Source organism: Streptomyces griseocarneus (assembly GCF_014655595.1).
In the GTDB taxonomy this organism is placed as follows: Bacteria; Actinomycetota; Actinomycetes; order Streptomycetales; family Streptomycetaceae; genus Streptomyces; species Streptomyces griseocarneus.
The window spans coordinates 535,725-554,249 of sequence record NZ_BNBL01000003.1 but is presented as its reverse complement, the minus strand read 5'-3'; the positions used below and the strand labels follow the sequence as shown (position 1 = coordinate 554,249).

Genomic DNA, 18,525 nt, shown 5'->3' with positions numbered 1-18,525 from the left:
CGCGCGCCGGAATGCGCGGGCGGGAGGTGAGTGAAACCCTGACAGGGAGCACCGGTGCGGCACCGACACAGAGACGAGGCGATCGGCCATGGCGGCCACTGACCGCGTGGTGGGGCTGGGCCAGCCCTGCTGGGTGAGCCTGTTGACCGCCGACCTGCCCGCGGCACAGAACTTCTACGGCGCGGTCCTGGGCTGGTCCTTCCGCACCGGCTCCTTCGGCGAGGGCTTCTCCGTGGCCCTCGGCGACGGCAAACCCGTCGCCGGCCTCACTGACATCGCCCGCCGCATCGGCATGGCCGAATCCTGGACCTCCTACTTCGCCGTCGGCGACGCCGACATGGTGGCGTCCCGGGTGCGCGAGCGCGGGGGAACGGTGGCCGTGGGCCCGCTCGCCGTCGGCACCGGCAGGGTGGTCCTGGCCGCCGACCCGGCGGGCGCCGTCTTCGGCTTCTGGGAGGGCCGCAACGTCCCGGACTGGGGCATCGGCAAGGGCTCCGCCCCCGCCTGGCTCGAGCTGCGCACCCGGGACGCCTTCGCGGCCGCCATGTTCTACGGCGAGATCTTCGACTGGGCCGTCGACCGCCCGGACCGCTGCGAGGTCCGCTACGAGGACGAGATGGTGACCGTACGGGCCGGCGGGCACACCGTGGCCTGCCTGCGCGGCGGGGCCATCGAGGCCGACCCCGACCCGCGCATCCGGCCGCGCTGGCACGTCTACTTCCGCGTCGACGACGTCGAGAAGGCCGTGGAGTCCGCCCTCGCGGCCGGCGGATCGGTCGTCGACGAGCCCGGCGGCACCGGTGCGGGCCGGGAGGCGACGCTGCGCGACGCCGGCGGGGCCATGTTCACGGTGACGTCGAAGTCGGGCTGCTAGCCCTCGCTCAGCCTTCGTCCGTGGGGTCCGGCTCCGTCGTGCGCCAGAAGCCGACGAGGGCCTCGGCCGTCTCGGCGGGGCGCTCCGCGTTGGGGGAGTGGCCCGCACCCGACACGATCGTGCGGTGCGCCGAGAGCTCCTTCGCCATCGCGGTGATCCTCGGCACCGGCCAGGCGTAGTCCAGCACGCCGGAGATGACGTGCTTGGGCAGCGGCACCGCCGCCAGCTCCGCGGTGCGGTCCGGCTCCTCGATCAACTGGCGGCCCGTCGCCATCAGTTGCTCGGGGACGGTCGTCGTCCAGCGCCGGTGCAGGAAGTCCGCGAGGCCCGGGGCCGCGCCGTTCGCCACCGCGTTCTCGGCGTCCCGACGCTGCATCTCCTGCCAGACGCTCTCCATGTCGAGGACCGCCAGGGCCTGGATCAGTTCCCGGGTCCGGGCCTGCTGCGTCGCGGAGATCGAGCCGGCGCCGCTGCTCATGACCGTCAGCGAACGGAACGGGGACGGGTCCGTGAGGACGGCGGCGCGGGTGATGAGACCGCCGAGGGAGTGCCCGAGGAGATGGATGCCGGGCCGGTCGTCGTCCGCCGCGAGGGCGGCCGCCTGGGCCAGTACGTCGCTGGCCAACTCGGCCTGGGCGTAGACGGCTTCGTCGCGGGGCCCGGGCGTCTCGTGCTGTCCGCGCCCGTCCACGGCGACCGCGCGGTAGCCGGCGGCCGCCAGGGGCTCGAGGAGGCCGATGAAGTCCTCCTTGCTGCCGGTGAATCCCGGTACGAGCAGGACGGTGCCGCGGTGCGCCGACGAGGGGCCCGGGCGCGCGTCATGAACGGCGAACTCGCCGCGGGCGGTGGCGAGGCGGTACGCGCTGGCGCACGCGGGCAGGGTGAGGAAGGGGGGCCGGCTCATGCCTCGAGGCTAACGCCGGGAGTTCACGCCGCGCCGGACGGGCCGCTGTTCGCGGCCCGTCCGGTCGGCCGGCGTGATGTCCGTCAGGCCGAGGCGGCCTTCGGGGCGGCCGCCTTCTTGGCGGTCCGCGTGCGCTTCGGCTTGGCCTCGGCGTCGGCCTCGACCGCCGGGGCGGCGGCCTTCTTGGCGGCCGTGCGCGTGCGCTTCGGCTTCTCCTCCGTCGTCTCGACGGCGGCGGCCTTCTTGGTCGTGCGGGTCCGCTTGGGCTTCTCCGCGACGACCTCGGCACCCTCGGCCGTCTCGACGGCGGCGACGGCCTTCTTGGCCGTGCGGGTGCGCTTCGGCTTCTCCGCGACGGTCTCGGCGGCCTCGGCCGTCTCGACCGCGGCGGTGGCCTTCTTGGCGACGCGGGTGCGCTTGGGCTTCTCCACGACCGTCTCGACGGCCTCGGCGGTGTCGACGGCGGCGACGGCCTTCTTGGCCGTGCGGGTGCGCTTGGGCTTCTCCACGACGGTCTCGACGGTCTCGACGGCCTCGGCCGTCTCGACCACGGCGGCGGCCTTCTTGGCGACGCGGGTCCGCTTCGGCTTCACCTCGGCCTCGACGGCCTCGACGGCCTCGGCGGTGTCCACGGCGGCGACGGCCTTCTTGGCCGTGCGGGTGCGCTTCGGCTTCTCCACGACGGTCTCGACGACCTCGGCGGCCTCGGCCGGGGCGGCGGTGGCCTTCTTGGCGACGCGGGTGCGCTTGGGCTTCTCCACGACCGTCTCGACCGCCTCGGCGGTGTCGACGACGGCGACGGCCTTCTTCGCCGTACGGGTCCGCTTCGGCTTCTCCACGACCGTCTCGACGGCGGCGACCGTCTCGACCGGGGCGACGGCCTCGACCGTCTCCACGGCGGCGACGGCCTTCTTCGCCGTGCGGGTGCGCTTCGGCTTGGCGGCCGGAGCCTCGGCCACCACGGCCGTCTCGGCGACCGGGGCCGGGGCCTCCGTCACCACGGGGGTGACGGGCGCGGCGACGGCGACGGCCGGAGCCGCGGCCGACCCGCTACGCGTGCGGCGACGGCGGCGCGGGCGCGCCGGGGTCTCGGGAGCGCCGGAGAGCTCCTCGGCCACCGGAGCGGCCGGTGCGGCCGGAGCGGCGGCGGAGGCCACGGCCGAGCCACCGCGCGTGCGGCGACGCTGGCGCGGGGTGCGGGTCCGCTCCGTGCGCTCCTCCGTGGCGGCCTTGGGACCACGACCGCGGTCACGGTCACGGTCGCCGCGGCCCCGGCCGCCCGGCTCGCCGAGGTCCTCGATCTCCTCGGCCGCGAGCCCGGCCAGCGTCCGCTCGGAGCGCGGCAGGATGCCCTTCGTGCCGGCGGGGATGCCCAGCAGCTCGTAGAGGTGGGGGGACGTGGAGTACGTCTCCTCCGGCTCGTCGAACGGCAGGTCGAGCGCCTTGTTGATGAGCTTCCAGCGCGGGATGTCGTCCCAGTCGACCAGCGTGACGGCCGTACCCGACTTGCCCGCGCGGCCGGTGCGGCCGATGCGGTGCAGGTAGGTCTTCTCGTCCTCGGGGGTCTGGTAGTTGACGACGTGCGTGACGTCGTCCACGTCGATGCCTCGGGCGGCGACGTCCGTGCAGACCAGGACGTCGACCTTGCCGTTGCGGAAGGCGCGCAGCGCCTGCTCGCGGGCGCCCTGGCCGAGGTCGCCGTGGACGGCGCCGGCCGCGAAGCCGCGGCGGGTGAGCTGCTCGGAGATGTCGGCGGCGGTCCGCTTCGTGCGGCAGAAGATCATCGCGCGGTTGCGGCCCTCCGCCTGCAGGATGCGGGCGACCATCTCCGGCTTGTCCATGTTGTGGGCGCGGAAGATGTGCTGGGCGATGTTGGCGTGGGTCTGGCCCTCGTCGTCCGGCGAGGTGGCGCGGATGTGCGTGGGCTGCGACATGTAGCGACGCGCGAGGGAGATGACGGCGCCCGGCATGGTGGCCGAGAACAGCATCGTCTGGCGCTTGGCCGGCAGCATCGTGATGATGCGCTCGACGTCGGGCAGAAAGCCCAGGTCGAGCATCTCGTCGGCCTCGTCCAGGACGAGCGCCTTGATGTGGGCGAGGCTGAGCTTCTTCTGGCCCGCGAGGTCCAGCAGTCGGCCGGGCGTGCCGACGATCACGTCGACGCCCTTCTTGAGGGCCTCGACCTGGGGCTCGTAGGCGCGGCCGCCGTAGATGGCCTGGACGCGGACGTTGCGGACCTTGCCGGCGGTGAGGAGGTCGTTGGTGACCTGCTGGCAGAGCTCACGGGTGGGGACCACGATGAGCGCCTGGGCGGCGTCGGTCAGCTGCTCGGGCTTCGCCCGGCCGGCCTCGACGTCCGCGGGGACCACGACGCGCTCCAGCAGGGGCAGGCCGAAGCCCAACGTCTTTCCGGTGCCGGTCTTGGCCTGGCCGATGACGTCGGAGCCCGAGAGGGCGACCGGGAGCGTCATCTCCTGGATGGGGAACGGATGCACGATGCCGACGGCCTCGAGGGCTTCGGCAGTTTCGGACAGAATCCCGAGTTCGCGGAAAGTGGACAGAATCTTGCCTCTTCTGTGAGACGCGGCGCGTGGCGCGCGAAGGGGGTCGTACGAATGTGACGTACGGACCGCGCCGGGTGACGATCCGGCCATGGGGTGACCGGGTGACGCGGGACCACTGCCTTCGCTCGAGCACACGTGCCGCTAGCGGATCCCTCCAGGTGTGCGTACGTCTCGTACGTACCGCGCGGAGGGCGGTCGGTTTTGTGGAAGCCGATCGGGCCACCGACCGGGCATCCGCTGGTGCTCCGGAGACGCGCCCCCAGAAGACTCAGCATGAGTTCGGCCCGTCGAATACTCGACTGGCCTATTACCACTGTACCCCGGAAAGGCGCATGTGTGTCCGGACAATCCCGTGTCCGGATCCGGAGGAAGTGTCTGACCAGGGGCTTCCGCGTGTCGCGCGGGGGGCTATCGTTCGCTGCATGGAGACGCCCGACACGCCAGAGAACGCCACCGAGCCCGTGGCCGAGCTCACCGGAATCGCCGCCCAGGACTGGGCCCACGCCTCCGCCGACCCGCAGTACCGGGCGGCCGTGGTGGACCTGCTCGGCGCCCTCGCCTACGGCGAGCTGGCCGCCTTCGAGCGGCTGGCGGAGGACGCCAAGCTGGCGCCGACCCTGGACGACAAGGCCGCGCTCGCCAAGATGGCCGCGGCGGAGTTCCAGCACTTCCAGCGCCTGCGGGACCGCCTGGAGGCCATCGACGTGCAGCCCACCGGGGCCATGGAGCCCTTCGCGGCCGGCGTGGACGAGTTCCACCGCCAGACCGCGCCGTCGGACTGGCTCGAGGGCCTGGTCAAGGCCTATGTGGGCGACTCGATCGCCAGCGACTTCTACCGCGAGGTCGCGGCCCGGCTGGACTCCGACACCCGGGCGCTGGTGCTGGCCGTGCTGGACGACACCGGGCACGCCACGTTCGCGGTCGAGAAGGTGCGCGCCGCGATCGAGGCCGAGCCGCGCGTGGGCGGCCGGCTCGCGCTGTGGGCGCGGCGGCTGATGGGCGAGGCGCTCTCGCAGGCGCAGCGCGTGGTCGCCGACCGTGACGCACTGTCGACGATGCTGGTGGGCGGCGTGGCCGGCGGCTTCGACCTGGCGGAGGTCGGGAAGATGTTCTCCCGGATCACCGAGGCGCACACCAAGCGGATGGCAGCGCTCGGCCTGGCGGCGTAACGAAGGACGCGGCAGCGGTAGCGACAACGCGCACCACCGGATCCCGCGGGTCCGCCCCTCAGGCCGTGGCTGATCGGCGGGCCCGGGCCGCCGGGCGCAGCAGCAGGGAGAGCAGCGCGACGGCCACGCCCAGCGACACCCCGAGGGTGGCAAGGGTGTGGCCCGGCCCCAGCACCGAGTGGGTCAGCAGGGCGCCGAACAGCGCGGCGACCGGTCCGGTGGACAGCGCGAGGGTGCGGGAGCGGAAGTGCCCGTAGCGCGGGGGAAGCCACCGCAGGGCTCCGTAGGAGACGGCGAGGCCGATCAGGACCGAGCCGAGCGCTTCCCAGAGGATCATGCTCATTCCCTCCCGTGAGTGGCCGAGAAGCGGGGTGCAAATCGGTCGTAGCGGTCTTACCCCATGACCGCCCCGGGCAACCCTCGTTCCGGGCCCGGTGTGACGTGCGAAGAACGGCGGGGCCCCGGTGAATTCAACACCGGGGCCCCGCCGTTCATTTCCGCTGAAAGCGGGTCACATCGCGCCGAAGCCGACCTTGCGGACGGTGGGCTCGCCGATCTCCACGTACGCCAGGCGGTCGGCCGGGACCATGACCTTGCGGCCGCGGTCGTCCACCAGGGTCAGCAGCTGCGACTTGCCGGCCAGCGCCTCGGACACCGCGCGCTCGACCTCCTCGGCAGCCAGCCCGCTCTCCAGAACGATCTCGCGGGGCGCGTGCTGCACGCCGATCTTGACCTCCACGGTCTGTCCCTCCGAAGGTTTTGGGTTCCCCCTCGGCTGTGCCCAGGGGAGGGGTGCGCGGAGTGAGCCGCGCCGTACGTTCCACACATTAGCCGGGCGCGGGCGCCCGGCCGGGCCCGGTCCGCACGCTCGCAGCGAACACGTGCGACGCGCCCGGGCGCGGGGGTCAGTGCTGCTCGTGCGCGACCTTGGGGAAGCCCGCGATGCCGCGCCAGGCCAGCGAGGTCAGCAGCTGGACCGCGGTCTCGCGGGGCACGGCGCTCTCGCTGGAGAGCCAGTAGCGGGCCACGACCTGGGAGACCCCGCCGAGGCCCACGGCCAGCAGCATCGCCTCGTCCTTCGACAGGCCGGTGTCCTCGGCGACCACGTCGCTGATCGCCTCGGCGCACTCCAGCGAGACGCGCTCGACGCGCTCGCGCACGGCCGGCTCGTTGGTCAGGTCGGACTCGAAGACCAGGCGGAAGGCGCCGCCCTCGTCCTCCACGTACGCGAAGTAGGCGTCCATGGTGGCCGCCACCCGCAGCTTGTTCTCGGAGGTGGAGGCGAGCGCGGTGCGGACGGCCTGGAGGAGGTTCTCGCAGTGCTGGTCCAGCAGCGCCAGATAGAGGTCCAGCTTTCCGGGGAAGTGCTGGTAGAGGACCGGCTTGCTCACGCCCGCGCGCTCGGCGATGTCGTCCATGGCCGCCGCGTGGTACCCCTGCGCCACGAAGACCTCCTGCGCGGCGCCCAGGAGCTGGTTTCGTCGGGCTCGGCGCGGCAGGCGCGTGCCTCGCGGGCGCGCCTCGGTCTGCTCGATGGCTGTCACGCCGCCTCCCATGATTGTTCCGTGCACGGTGTGCACCGCGCCCGCCATCGTACTTTTGGGTAACCGGGCCGTGCGTGGTCGGAGCGGAGAATTTCACGGACCGGACGCTGTGGGAAGCCGACAAACTCGACAAGCGGTACACGGCGCCCCGGCCGTCCCGGTCGTATGCCCCGTCGTACCGGACCGCGGCGGCTAGCGGTAGTCGTCCTCGTCGATCTCGACCACCCGGGCCTGCTCGGCCCGGTCGGCCTCGTTGGCCTCGCCGGAGTCGCCGGACGGCGGGGCGTCGTCGCGCTGCGGGGCCAGGTCGGCGTGCTGCTCCGCGGCGTCGGCCTCCGGCGCCTCGGCGTCGTAGGTGATCACGTCGGTTTCCACGAGGTCCACTTCCTCGAAGGTGTCCGGGTCGGTCGGGTCGACAGGCATGCGGGATCCCTTTCCAGCATCCAGGATGAGCGCCCTCGTACTCCTTGGTACGAGCCTAGGAGACGCGGACGCGCACCGCCAGACGATCTGTGACCGCCGCCACAACAGCCCCGGCGTGATCGTCTCGTAACATTGCCCGCATGTCTTCGACCGAGTCGCCGGATGCCCGCGCCGTGCCGGTGGTGCCGCCCACGCGGTCCTCGCAGGTCAGTGCGGGCGAGAAGCTGCGCACGGTGACCCTGCCCGGGATCACGCTGGCCGTGCGCTCCCGGCCGCCCGCCCGCGAGGGGCTGCCGCCCGCGCTCTACGTCCACGGACTCGGCGGTTCCTCGCAGAACTGGTCCGAGCTGATGGAGCGGCTCGCGGACACCGTCGACGGCGAGGCGCTGGACCTGCCCGGCTTCGGCGACGCACCGCCCCCGGAGGACGGCGACTACTCCATCACCGGGTACGCGCGCGTGGTCATCCGTTACCTCGACGCCTCCGGCCGGGGACCCGTCCACCTCATCGGCAACTCGATGGGCGGCGCCATCGCCACCCGCGTCGCGGCGGTGCGGCCCGACCTGGTCCGCACCCTCACGCTCGTCTCGCCCGCCCTCCCGGAGCTGCGGCCCCAGCGCACGGCGGTGCCCACCGGGCTGCTGGCCGTGCCGGGCGTCGTCTCGCTCTTCGCCCGGATGACCAAGGACTGGACGCCCGAGCGCCGCACCCGCGAGGTGCTGGCCCTGTGCTACGGCGACCCCGCGCGGGTGTCGCCCGAAGGATTCGCCCTGGCGGTGGCCGAGTACGAGCGGCGGCTGGAGCTCCCCTATTTCTGGGAGGTCATGGCGCGCTCGGCCCGCGGCATCGTCGACGCCTACACGCTCGGCGGACAGCATTCGCTGTGGCGTCAGGCGGAGAAGGTCCTTGCCCCTACTCTGCTGGTGTACGGAGTGCGCGACCAGCTCGTCTCCATCCGTATGGCCCGCCGCGCGAGCAAGGCGTTCCGCGACTCGCGGTTGCTGACGCTTCTGGAAGCGGGTCATGTCGCGATGATGGAGGACCCGGACGTGGTGGCCCGCGCCTTCCGGGAACTGCTCGCGGATACCGCCACGACATCTGAACGGAGCGCCCCGCCCCGTGGGTAAACACAGCGCACGCGCCGACCGGCCCCGCCAAGGCTCCGCCGCAGGCTCCGGCCGCGTCCCGGACGGTCCGGGAACGTCCGACCACGGACCCGGGGCGCTGCCGCCGGTGCCCGGCCCGGGCTCGGGGCGCAGGCGCGGAGGGGCCTCCGGCGACGACGCCGCGGTGCTCGCGGCCGACTTCGACGCGGGCTTCGGCCCCGACCTCGGCCCCGGCTTCGACGCGGGCTTCGGTCCCGACTACGACGCCGGCTTCAGCGCCGGCCTGCGGACGGGCTCCGGCCCGGACCGGGACGCCGCCGGACGCGAGCAGGCCGCCGGCTGGGGCGTCATCGGCGCCCAGCGCGCCCAGGCCGCCCCGGCCGGCCGGCAGCCCTCCGGCCCCACCCACTCCGCCACCGGCTTCAGCCCCGGCGGCCCTGCCGTCGCCACCCGCACCCGGCCGGCCGCGCCGGACGGCCGGCCAGGACGGCCGCGGGGCCGTGCGGCGGCCCGGGCCGAGAGCGCCTCGCGCGGGCCGGGCGGTGCCGTGGCCCGGACGGTGACCGGGGTGGCCGCCGCCGTGGTGACGGCCGTGCTGGCGGTCACGGTGGCCGGGCAGGTCGAGGAGACCACCGAGAGCAAGGCGCAGGCGCGCTCCATGGACGTCGGGAAGCGCGGCGGCCCGGATGCCGCGTCCCGCTCGGACAGCAGACCGACGCCCAACGGTGGCGTCGCGATCCCCGCCACGTACGAGCAGAAGATGGCGCGCGCGTACCCGCTGGACGCCAAGGCGAGCGCCACGGGTGAATTCGAGACCGTCGAGGGCGGCGACAAGGCCCCTGGTAAGGGTGAAGTGCTGCGATACCGCGTTGACGTGGAGAAGGGGCTGCCGCTGGACGGCGCGCTCTTCGCCTCCGCCGTGCACCGCACCCTCAACGACGACCGCAGCTGGGGCCACGGGGGCAAGCGCACCTTCGAGCGCGTCTCCTCGGGCAAGGCCGACTTCGTGGTCACCCTGGCCAGCCCGGGCACGACCGCCACCTGGTGCGCCAAGTCCGGCCTGGACACCACCGAGGACAACGTCTCCTGCGACTCCGCGGCGACCGACCGGGTGATGATCAACGCCTACCGCTGGGCGCAGGGCTCGCAGACCTACGGCGACCGGATGCACCTCTACCGCGAGATGCTCATCAACCACGAGGTCGGCCACCGGCTCGGCCACGACCACGAGTCCTGCTCCGAGGAGGGCGCGCTCGCCCCCGTGATGATGCAGCAGACGAAGTTCCTCACCACGGACGGCAAGACCTGCCGCCCCAACCCCTGGCCGCACCCGGAGGCGGCCGGCTCGTCGTCCTGAGTCCCTCGCCCCCTCGCCCGCGCGCCGGACGGCCGGCGCGCGTCTTCGTATGCGAGATTTTCCGTCTCCCGATGTGAGACACCTTTGCCACGGGCCGAAAATTCGTTCAGTCTTCTTCGCATGTCGCACCGCCACGCCTCCGAGAACGCCGGCTTCCAGCTGGCGCTGATCGGCGTGGCCGCACACGCGGTCGCCGACATTCACTGTCGCTGAGAAGTACTCCCTTCCGGCGATCCCCCTTCACGCGCAATCGCGTTCTTCAGCGTCGCGTCCGCCGGGGGCGGTCCGCGGTGCTTCCCGTGTGCTCTTCCCGACCGCCTTCCGTGGGTGCCTCGCGCTCTCCTTCACCTCGCTTCCCGCGAAAGGCCCTACCTGTCATGCGTCAGATGTCCGTCATATCCCGTCGGGTGGCCGCGGCCGCCGTCAGTGTGGTCCTGGCCGGCGGCGCGGCGGCGTGCGGCCCGAAGGAGAGCGACGCCCAGGGCGGCGGCGCCGACGGCGCGCCCGAGAAGGGCGGCACGCTCACGGTCCTCAACAGAGCGCCGCAGAAGCAGTTCGACCCCGCGCGCCTCTACACCTCCGGCGGCGGCAACGTCCCCTCGCTCGTCTACCGCACCCTGACCACCCGCAACCGCGAGAACGGCGCCGAGGGCACCAAGGTCGTCCCCGACCTCGCCACGGACACCGGCACGCCCAGCGACGACGCGAAGACCTGGACGTACAGGCTCAAGGACGGGCTGAAGTTCGAGGACGGCTCGCCCATCACCTCCGCCGACGTCAAGTACGGCGTGGAGCGCTCGTTCGCCGCCGAACTCTCCGGCGGCGCCCCCTACTTGCGCGACTGGCTGATCGGCGGCGACACCTACCAGGGCCCGTACAAGGAGAAGAAGGGCCTCGACTCCATCGAGACGCCCGACGCGAAGACGATCGTCTTCAAGCTGAAGAAGTCCGAGGGCGACTTCCCCTACTTCGCCACCTCCACCCAGTTCGCCCCCGTGCCCAAGGCCAAGGACACCGGCGCCAAGTACGCCGAGCACCCGGTCTCCTCCGGCCCGTACAAGGTCGTCAAGAACGTGGGCGACGGCGAGCAGCTGACGCTGGAGCGCAACCCGCACTGGTCCGAGGAGACGGACAAGGAGCGGCACGCCTACCCCGACCGGATCGAGGTGAAGTCGGGCCTGTCCCCGGCGGTCATCAACCAGCGGCTGTCCACGGGCTCCGGCGCCGACGCCGCCGCGGTCACCACCGACACCAACCTCGGCCCGGCCGAACTCGCCCAGGTCACCGGCGACAAGAAGCTCGCCGGCCGGGTCGGCACCGGCCACTTCGGCTACACCAACTACCTGGCGTTCAACCCCAAGGCCAAGCCCTTCGACGACCCGAAGGTGCGCCAGGCGATCGCCTACGCGATCAACCGCACCAGCGTCGTCAACGCCGCCGGCGGCTCCTCGCTCGCCGAGCCCGCGACCACGTTCCTGCCCAACCAGAAGTCCTTCGGGTACACCGCCCACGACCACTTCCCGGCGGGCGCCAAGGGCGACGCGGCCAAGGCCAAGGAGCTGCTGAAGGAGGCGGGTCACGAGGACGGCCTGGAGATCACCCTCACCCACTCCACGGCCCAGAACTTTGAGACCAGCCCCGAGATCGCGACCGCCATCCAGGCCGCCCTCAAGGACGCCGGGATCAAGGTCAAGCTCGAGGCGCTGGAGGACAACGACTACGAGGAGAAGGTCCACAGCGTCGACAAGCAGCCGGGCCTCTTCCTCGCCCACTGGGGTGCCGACTGGCCCTCCGGCGGCCCCTTCCTGGCGCCGATCTTCGACGGCCGGCAGATCGTGAAGGACGGCTACAACTTCAACGCCTCCCGCCTCGACGACTCGAAGATCAACGACGAGATCGACGAGATCAACAAGATCACCGACCATGACGCGGCCGCGCGGCGCTGGGGCGCCCTCGACAAGAAGATCGGCGAGCAGGCCCTGACCGTGCCGCTCTTCCACCCCGTCTACAAGCGCCTCTACGGCAAGGACGTCAAGAACGTCGTCATCAGCAACTGGACCGGCGTCCTGGACATCTCGCAGGTCGCGGTCAAGTGACGACGGACCTGATCACCACCCAGGAACCGGAGGCGGGAGCCGCTCCCGCCTCCGGCGCCCGGCAGGTCTGGCGGCGGCTGAGGGCGCGCAGGTCCGCGCTCGCGGCCGCCGCCGTGCTGGGCCTGCTCGTCCTCCTCGCCGTCGGCGCGCCCCTGCTGGCCGCGCTCGAGGGCCAGGACCCGAACGCCTACCACGACACCCTCGTCGACTCCGCCCGCGGCGGCGTGCCCCTCGGCGACCTCGGCGGCATCAGCGCCGAGCACTGGCTGGGCGTCGAACCCGGCACCGGCCGCGACCTGTTCGTCCGCCTCCTGTACGGCGCCCGCGTCTCGCTGCTCGTCGCCGTCGGCGCGACCCTCGTCCAGATCCTCATCGGCGTCGGCATCGGCCTCGGGGCCGCGCTCGGCAACCGCTTCGTCGAGAGCGTGCTCACCCACATCACCGATGTGATGGTCGCGATGCCGCTGCTGGTCTTCGCCATCGCCCTGATGGCCGTCGTCCCGGCGGACTTCCCCCGCCCGCTGCTGCTCGCGATCGCCATCGGCCTGCTGCAGTGGGGCGGCATGGCACGGCTCGTGCGCGCCCAGACCCTCGGCCTGAAGAAGCTCGACTTCGTCTCGGCCGCCCGGCTGACCGGCGGCTCCACCTGGCGGGTGGCCCGGCGCGAACTGCTGCCCTCGCTGGCCGCACCCGTGATCACCTACGCGGCCGTCCTGCTGCCCACCAACATCGTGCTCGAGGCGAGCATGTCCTTCCTCGGAGTCGGCGTGAAGCCCCCGACCCCCTCCTGGGGCCACATGCTCTCGTCGGCCACCACGTGGTTCCGCGCCGACCCCATGTACGTGGTGCTGCCGGCGCTCATGCTGTTCGTCACCACGCTGGCCTTCACCGTCCTCGGCGACGGGGTGCGCACGGCACTCGACCCGCGCGAGGCCTCACGGCTCCGCGTCGGCAGAAGCCGGCGCGCGACGCGCAAGAGCGGCGCGGAGGGCGTGGCATGACCGGATACCTCCTGCGGCGCGCCGCCGGCGCGCTCGTCGTCGTCCTCGTGCTCACCGCCGTCGTCTACGCGACCTTCTACATCGCCCCCGGCGACCCCGCCCGCCTGGCCTGCGGCCCGCGCTGCAACACCGAGCAGATCGCCCAGGTCCGGGAGCAGCTCTCCCTCGGCGACCCCGTGTACACCCAGTACTGGCACTTCCTGCAGGGCATCGTCGCGGGCCACGACTACTCCACCGGCGCCGGCGTCCTGCACTGCGACGCGCCGTGCTTCGGCTTGTCGTACCAGAACAACCAGCAGGTCACCGACATGCTCCTCGAGCGGCTGCCGGCCACCGCCTCGCTCGCGGTCGGCGCCATGGCCGTGTGGCTGCTGCTGGGCACCGGCACCGGCCTGCTGTCCGCGCTGCGCCGCGGCGGGATCACCGAACGGGTGCTGACCTGGCTCACCCTCGCCGGAACGGCCACCCCGGTCTTCATCAGCGGCCTCGGCCTGCTGATGCTCTTCTGCGCCTACCTGGCGTGGCTGCCCTTCCCGACCTACGTGCCGCTCACCGACGACCCCGAGCAGTGGGCCTGGAACATGCTGCTGCCGTGGGCCGCGCTCGGGCTGCTGGAGTCGGCGAAGTACGCCCGGCTGACCCGCTCCTCGATGCTGGAGACGCTGGCGGAGGACCACATCCGCACCTTCCGCGCCTACGGCGTCGGCGAGCGCTCGCTCATCGGGCGGCACGCCCTGCGCGGCGCCGTCGCGCCCGTCATCGCGCTGTCGGCCGCCGACTTCGGGTCGATGTTCGGCAACGCGGTGCTCACCGAGATGATGTTCGGCCTGCCCGGGATCGGGCAGCTGCTGGTGCACGCCACCAAGAGCCTCGACCTGCCCGTGGTCGTCGCCGTGGTGACGGTCACCGGCACCGCCGTCGTCGTCGCCAACATCGTGGCGGACGTGCTCTACGCCGCCGCCGACCGAAGGGTGGCCCTGCGATGACGACCGAGCCGCTGGTGGCGGTCGACGGCCTGTCCGTCTCCTTCCCCGCCGGTCCCGGCCCGGACGACCCTCTCGTCAGGGCCGTCGACGGCCTGTCCTTCACCCTCCCGCCCGGCGGGTCCCTCGGCATCGTCGGCGAGTCCGGCTCCGGCAAGTCCACCGCCGCCTACGCGCTGCTGGGCCTGCACCGGGGCACCGGCGCCCGCGTCACCGGCTCGGTGACCGTCGCCGGGCACGACGTGGGGGCGGCCGACGACGCCGGGCTGCGCCGGCTGCGCGGCGCGGTGGCGGCCATGGTCTTCCAGGACCCGCTCTCCTCCCTGGACCCGTACCAGGCCGTCGGCGACCAGATCGCCGAGGTCTACCGCGTCCACCACCGCGACGCCTCCCGCCGGGCCGCCCGGGCCCGCGCGGCCGAGGTCCTCGACCGCGTGGGCATCCCGGACGCGGCCCGCCGCGCCCGCTTCCGCCCGCACGAGTTCAGCGGCGGCATGCGCCAGCGCGCCCTCATCGCCATGGCCCTGGCCTGCGAACCGCGCCTGCTGGTCGCCGACGAGCCCACCACCGCCCTCGACGTCACCGTCCAGGCCCAGATCCTCGGCCTGCTGCGCGAGCTGCGCGCGGAGACCGGCATGGGCCTGATCCTGGTCACCCACGACCTCGGCGTCGCGGCCGGCAGCGTCGACGAGCTGCTGGTGATGAAGGACGGGCGGGCCGTCGAACACGGCCCGCTGCGCGAGGTGCTCGGCACGCCGCGCGAGACCTACACCCGCGACCTGCTGGCCGCCGTCCCGCGCGTCGGGGTCCGCCGTGAGACCCGGCCCGCCGCCGTGCGCGCGGGCGGGGACGACGACGGCGTGCTCCTCGAAGCCGTGGGCCTGACGCGGCGGTTCGGGCGCGGCAAGCGGGCCGTCGACGCGGTGGACGAGGTGTCGCTGACCGTACGGGCCGGCGAGACCGTCGGCGTCGTCGGCGAGTCCGGCAGCGGCAAGACCACGCTCGGCCGGATGCTGGTGCGCCTGCTGGAGCCCACCGCCGGCGAGCTGCGCTACCGGGGCCGCGACATCGGCGGCCTGAAGGAGCGTGAGCTGCGCCCGTTCCGCAGCGAACTGCAGATGGTCTTCCAGGACCCGGTCTCCTCGCTCAACCCGCGCCGCAGCATCGGCGAGTCCATCGCCGACCCGCTGCGGGCCGCCGGAAAGCTGGGTGACACTCAGATCACCGCGCGGGTAAGGGAACTGCTCGAGCGCGTCGGGCTCGACCCCGGGGCCTACCACCGCTACCCGCACGAGTTCAGCGGCGGCCAGCGGCAGCGCGTGGGCATCGCCCGGGCGCTGGCCCCCGAGCCGAAGCTGATCGTCTGCGACGAGCCCGTCTCCGCGCTCGACGTGACCACCCAGGCGCAGGTCGTGCGGCTGCTGGGCGAGTTGCAGCGGGACCTGGGCCTGGCCCTGGTCTTCATCGCCCACGACCTCGCCGTCGTACGCCAGGTCAGCGACCGGCTCGTGGTGATGCGGGGCGGCCGGATCGTGGAGGAGGGCCCGGCCGACTCCGTCTACGAAGAACCCCGGCACGCCTACACCCAGGGCCTGCTGGCGGCGGTGCCGGTGCTCGAACCGGCGGAAGCCGCTGCATAGCGCGAGACAACGTCCCATCTGTTGGAAAGTCACTCCTGTTCACCCCTTCCGGTGGCGCGACGGACAACCGTCCGCCGCGCCACCGGGAAGCGCGCATAGCGTGCTCCCCGCTGCCGTAACGGCGGCTGCCGACAAGGGAGAACGGGGGTGCGTTCGTGCGTGTGGGACTGCTTTCCGAGGGCGGATATCCGTATGCCGCCGGCGAGGGCGGGGAGTGGTGCGACCATCTGGTGCGCGGACTCGGCCAGCACGACTTCGAGCTCTACGCCCTGAGCCGCAGCGCCCGCCAGGAGGACAGCGGTTGGCACGCGCTGCCCGGCAACGTCCGCCGCGTGCGGGCGGCCCCGCTGTGGGGCGGCCCCGCGCCGGGGAGCGTGGGGAGCGCCCACGGCTCCTACGGCCGGGAGCAGCGGCGCCGGTTCGCCGGGCACTTCGGGGACCTGGCCGCGGCGATCACGCTCCCCGGTGACCAGGCGTACCGTTTCGCCGACGGCCTGCACGGACTCGCCGACCTCGCCCGCGACGAAGGCGGCCTGGCCGCCGCCCTCCGCTCCGAACTGGCCCTGCGCTCCCTCGAGACCGCCTGCCGCGCCCCCGGCGCCCACCCCGCCGCCTACGGCACCAAGGTCGCCGACCTCCTCGTCGTCTCCGGCTTCCTGGAACGGGCGCTGCGACCGCTCTCCCTCGACTGGTACGGCAGCGCCGACGGCGACCGGGGCCTGGCCGCCGTCGACCTGTGCCACGCCACCTCCGCCGGGCCCGCCGCCCTGCCGGGCCTGCTGGCCAAACGCTTCTTCGGTACCCCCCTGCTCGTCACCGAGTACGAGGTCCACCTGCGCGAGTACTACCTCGCCGGCACCGAGGCGCTCTCCCTTCCCGTACGCACCCTCCTGTCGGCCTTCCACCGCCGCCTGGCCGCCCAGGTCTACGCCGAGGCCGCCCTGATCACCGCCGGCGACGGCCAGGCCCGGCGCTGGCAGGAGCGCTGCGGCGCCGACCGCGCCCGGCTGCGCACGATCCACCCCGGCATGGACGCCACCCTCTACGAAGCGGTGGGGGAGGGAGACCTGAACGACACCGCCGCCGGCGGACCGGCCCTGGTGTGGGCGGGCGGCGACGTCGAGCCCCACCTGTGGGAGGCGCTGGCCACGATGCGGGTCGCCGAGCCGGACGTACGCCTCAGGGTGATCGGCCGGCCCCCCGCGTCCGGCAGCACGCCCGACGGCGTCTCCTACGGAGTGGCCTGCGGCCCCGAGGACTACGCCGCCGGCGACGTCGTCATCCTCTCCGGAGCCGCCGACGGCTTCCCTGTGGCGCTGGCGGAGGCCATGTTCTGCGGCCGGGCCACGGTCTCGCCCGACGCCGGCGCGGTCCGCGAAGTCATCGGCGGTACGGGCCTGGTGGTCCCCCCGCAGGACCCGCGCGCCCTCGCCGAGGCCTGCCTCGCCCTGCTGCGCGAGCCCGAACGCCGCGCCCGGCTGGGCGCCGCCGCCCGGGCCCGCGCCCTGGAGCTCTTCACCGTCGAGCAGAACGTCTCCGCCTTCGGCGCCCTCTACCTCGAGGTCCTCTCCCGCGCCCCCGTCCAGCACGCCGCCCCGGACCCCTCCGTCCCCTTCTCCCACGCCGCCGGCTCCCAGCAGCCGCTCACCGTCTCCCCCCGCGCCGCCTCACCCACCTGGGCGGGCCGCCCATGACGACATCGCTGCGGCCCGGGAACGCCGCGCCGAACCCCGTCGGCATAGCCGGAGAGACGGCCGGTGACGCCGCGCCCGGCGAAGGACAGGCCCCCGGTGAGGGAGGGGCGCACGAGGAGAGGACGCCGGCCGACCCGGTGAAGGCGCTCCTGCGGCGGCACCACGCGCTGTGCGCCGACGCCGTCGACCCGCTGGAGATCGCCGCCGGCCTGGAGGCACGCGGCGTCGGCGACCGGGTGGCCGCCGAGTACCGCCACCGTGACGTGTTCTCCCTCGCCGAGGAGCTCCACGCGCGCGTGGAGCGAGGGCAGGAGGCCGACCGGACGCCGGAGCCCGGGACCCCCGGACCCGGCGGCGGCCCCTGCGCCGTGCTCCTCGGCGGCTGGGGGACCACCGGATCGCTCGCCTGGCTGTGGCTGGTCGCCTACGGGCTCGTCGGCGACTGCCTGGTCGGCCTGCTGCTGCACGGCCGGGGCGGCCTCGCCCCGCAGGCCCTGGTGTCCGCGGCCGTGACCGCCGCCGCGCCCACCGCGCTCGCCCTGGCCTGCTCGGTGGCGCCCGCCGCCTGGTGCGCCCACTGGTTCGCCGGCCGGGCGCGGCGCGTGCTCGGCGCGAGCCGGGGCCTCGCCGAGTTCGGCAGGAGGGTGCGGCCGGCGCTGCTGGTGACCGTCGCGCTGTTCGTGGGCGCGCTGCTGGCCTTCCTGTGGCCCGCGCGCACCGCCCTCCCCGCCGGACCCTCGCCCGCCGGGCCGGCCGCCGGCCCCCTCCTCGCCTACACCGCCGTCGCGGCGCTCGGCGGGCTGTTCTTCCTGGCCCGGCTGCTCGCCGCGCACGGCCTGGCCCGGCCGGCCGTCGCCGCCACCCTCGCCGCCGCCGTGGCCGAGGCCGTGCCGCTCGGCGCGCTGCTCGCCGCCCGCCTGCCCGGCTGCGAGGCCCTGCGCCGGCCCGTCGGCTGGGCGGCCGACGCCTACGGGCCCGCCGCGATACCGCTCGTCGCCTGCGCGCTGCCGGCCCTCGCCCTGCTGGCCCACGCCTTCCCCGCCCTGTCCCGGGCCTCGGTCCACGGACGCGGGGACCTCCCGCACGTGCCCACTCCCGCCAGTCCCCTGGGGGCGCCCCCTGTGCCGAAGGCATAGGGGAGCGGCCCTCGCCCGGTGACCCACCCACCTC

At 73.6% G+C, this 18,525-nt stretch carries 17 protein-coding genes; 11 read left to right on the top strand and 6 right to left on the bottom strand.

Annotation, left to right across the window (positions count from 1 at the left end; all coding sequences use genetic code 11):
- Positions 1-88 precede the first annotated feature (88 nt).
- Complete coding sequence (locus tag IE295_RS11190) at positions 89-874, top strand: VOC family protein (protein ID WP_190063393.1); 786 nt, start codon at positions 89-91, stop codon at positions 872-874.
- Between the two features lie 7 nt (positions 875-881).
- Here IE295_RS11190 and IE295_RS11185 read toward each other — a convergent pair whose 3' ends face one another.
- On the bottom strand, positions 882-1,778 hold the full coding sequence (locus IE295_RS11185) for an alpha/beta fold hydrolase (protein WP_190063392.1): 897 nt from the start codon (positions 1,776-1,778) through the stop codon (positions 882-884).
- Positions 1,779-1,861: 83 nt separating this feature from the next.
- Positions 1,862-4,249, bottom strand: a complete 2,388-nt coding sequence (locus IE295_RS11180; protein WP_229922949.1) for a DEAD/DEAH box helicase — start codon at positions 4,247-4,249, stop codon at positions 1,862-1,864.
- A gap of 515 nt (positions 4,250-4,764) precedes the next feature.
- Between IE295_RS11180 and IE295_RS11175 the strand changes: the two genes are divergently transcribed.
- The gene (locus IE295_RS11175; RefSeq protein ID WP_190063390.1) at positions 4,765-5,511 is read left to right on the top strand and encodes a ferritin-like fold-containing protein; all 747 of its coding nucleotides are present in this window, start codon (positions 4,765-4,767) and stop codon (positions 5,509-5,511) included.
- A 58-nt stretch (positions 5,512-5,569) separates the two neighbouring features.
- Here IE295_RS11175 and IE295_RS11170 read toward each other — a convergent pair whose 3' ends face one another.
- The 4 genes from IE295_RS11170 to IE295_RS11155 form a co-directional block, all read right to left on the bottom strand.
- Positions 5,570-5,848, bottom strand: coding sequence for a hypothetical protein (locus IE295_RS11170; protein WP_190063389.1), 279 nt, complete (start codon positions 5,846-5,848; stop codon positions 5,570-5,572).
- A gap of 174 nt (positions 5,849-6,022) precedes the next feature.
- The gene (locus IE295_RS11165; protein WP_190063388.1) at positions 6,023-6,250 is read right to left on the bottom strand and encodes a DUF3107 domain-containing protein; all 228 of its coding nucleotides are present in this window, start codon (positions 6,248-6,250) and stop codon (positions 6,023-6,025) included.
- A gap of 166 nt (positions 6,251-6,416) precedes the next feature.
- Positions 6,417-7,055, bottom strand: a complete 639-nt coding sequence (locus IE295_RS11160) for a TetR/AcrR family transcriptional regulator (protein WP_190063387.1) — start codon at positions 7,053-7,055, stop codon at positions 6,417-6,419.
- Positions 7,056-7,247: 192 nt separating this feature from the next.
- A complete protein-coding gene (locus IE295_RS11155) occupies positions 7,248-7,478 on the bottom strand; it encodes an Rv3202a family protein (protein ID WP_190063386.1) in 231 nt (76 codons plus the stop codon).
- Between the two features lie 140 nt (positions 7,479-7,618).
- Between IE295_RS11155 and IE295_RS11150 the strand changes: the two genes are divergently transcribed.
- The 9 genes from IE295_RS11150 (at position 7,619) to IE295_RS11115 (ending at position 18,491) form a co-directional block, all read left to right on the top strand.
- On the top strand, positions 7,619-8,605 hold the full coding sequence (locus IE295_RS11150) for an alpha/beta fold hydrolase (RefSeq protein WP_190063385.1): 987 nt from the start codon (positions 7,619-7,621) through the stop codon (positions 8,603-8,605).
- Positions 8,598-9,941 carry a DUF3152 domain-containing protein gene (locus IE295_RS11145; protein ID WP_190063384.1) on the top strand — a complete coding sequence of 448 codons (1,344 nt, stop codon included), beginning with the start codon at positions 8,598-8,600 and terminating at the stop codon, positions 9,939-9,941. Before IE295_RS11150 ends, IE295_RS11145 begins: the two co-directional genes overlap by 8 nt.
- Before the next feature lie 120 nt (positions 9,942-10,061).
- Positions 10,062-10,154 carry an Ms4533A family Cys-rich leader peptide gene (locus IE295_RS34400; protein ID WP_342749518.1) on the top strand — a complete coding sequence of 31 codons (93 nt, stop codon included), beginning with the start codon at positions 10,062-10,064 and terminating at the stop codon, positions 10,152-10,154.
- Between the two features lie 164 nt (positions 10,155-10,318).
- On the top strand, positions 10,319-12,037 hold the full coding sequence (locus IE295_RS11140; protein ID WP_190063383.1) for an ABC transporter substrate-binding protein: 1,719 nt from the start codon (positions 10,319-10,321) through the stop codon (positions 12,035-12,037).
- Positions 12,034-13,038: an ABC transporter permease gene (locus tag IE295_RS11135; protein WP_190063382.1), complete on the top strand. Its 1,005-nt coding sequence runs from the start codon at positions 12,034-12,036 to the stop codon at positions 13,036-13,038. The genes IE295_RS11140 and IE295_RS11135 overlap by 4 nt, the downstream gene beginning before the upstream one ends.
- Positions 13,035-14,024 carry an ABC transporter permease gene (locus IE295_RS11130; protein WP_190063381.1) on the top strand — a complete coding sequence of 330 codons (990 nt, stop codon included), beginning with the start codon at positions 13,035-13,037 and terminating at the stop codon, positions 14,022-14,024. The genes IE295_RS11135 and IE295_RS11130 overlap by 4 nt, the downstream gene beginning before the upstream one ends.
- A complete protein-coding gene (locus IE295_RS11125) occupies positions 14,021-15,661 on the top strand; it encodes a dipeptide ABC transporter ATP-binding protein (protein WP_190063380.1) in 1,641 nt (546 codons plus the stop codon). Before IE295_RS11130 ends, IE295_RS11125 begins: the two co-directional genes overlap by 4 nt.
- Before the next feature lie 161 nt (positions 15,662-15,822).
- Positions 15,823-17,355: a DUF3492 domain-containing protein gene (locus IE295_RS11120; RefSeq protein WP_372478810.1), complete on the top strand. Its 1,533-nt coding sequence runs from the start codon at positions 15,823-15,825 to the stop codon at positions 17,353-17,355.
- The gene (locus IE295_RS11115; RefSeq protein ID WP_190063378.1) at positions 17,352-18,491 is read left to right on the top strand and encodes a hypothetical protein; all 1,140 of its coding nucleotides are present in this window, start codon (positions 17,352-17,354) and stop codon (positions 18,489-18,491) included. Before IE295_RS11120 ends, IE295_RS11115 begins: the two co-directional genes overlap by 4 nt.
- The last annotated feature ends 34 nt before the right edge of the window (positions 18,492-18,525 follow it).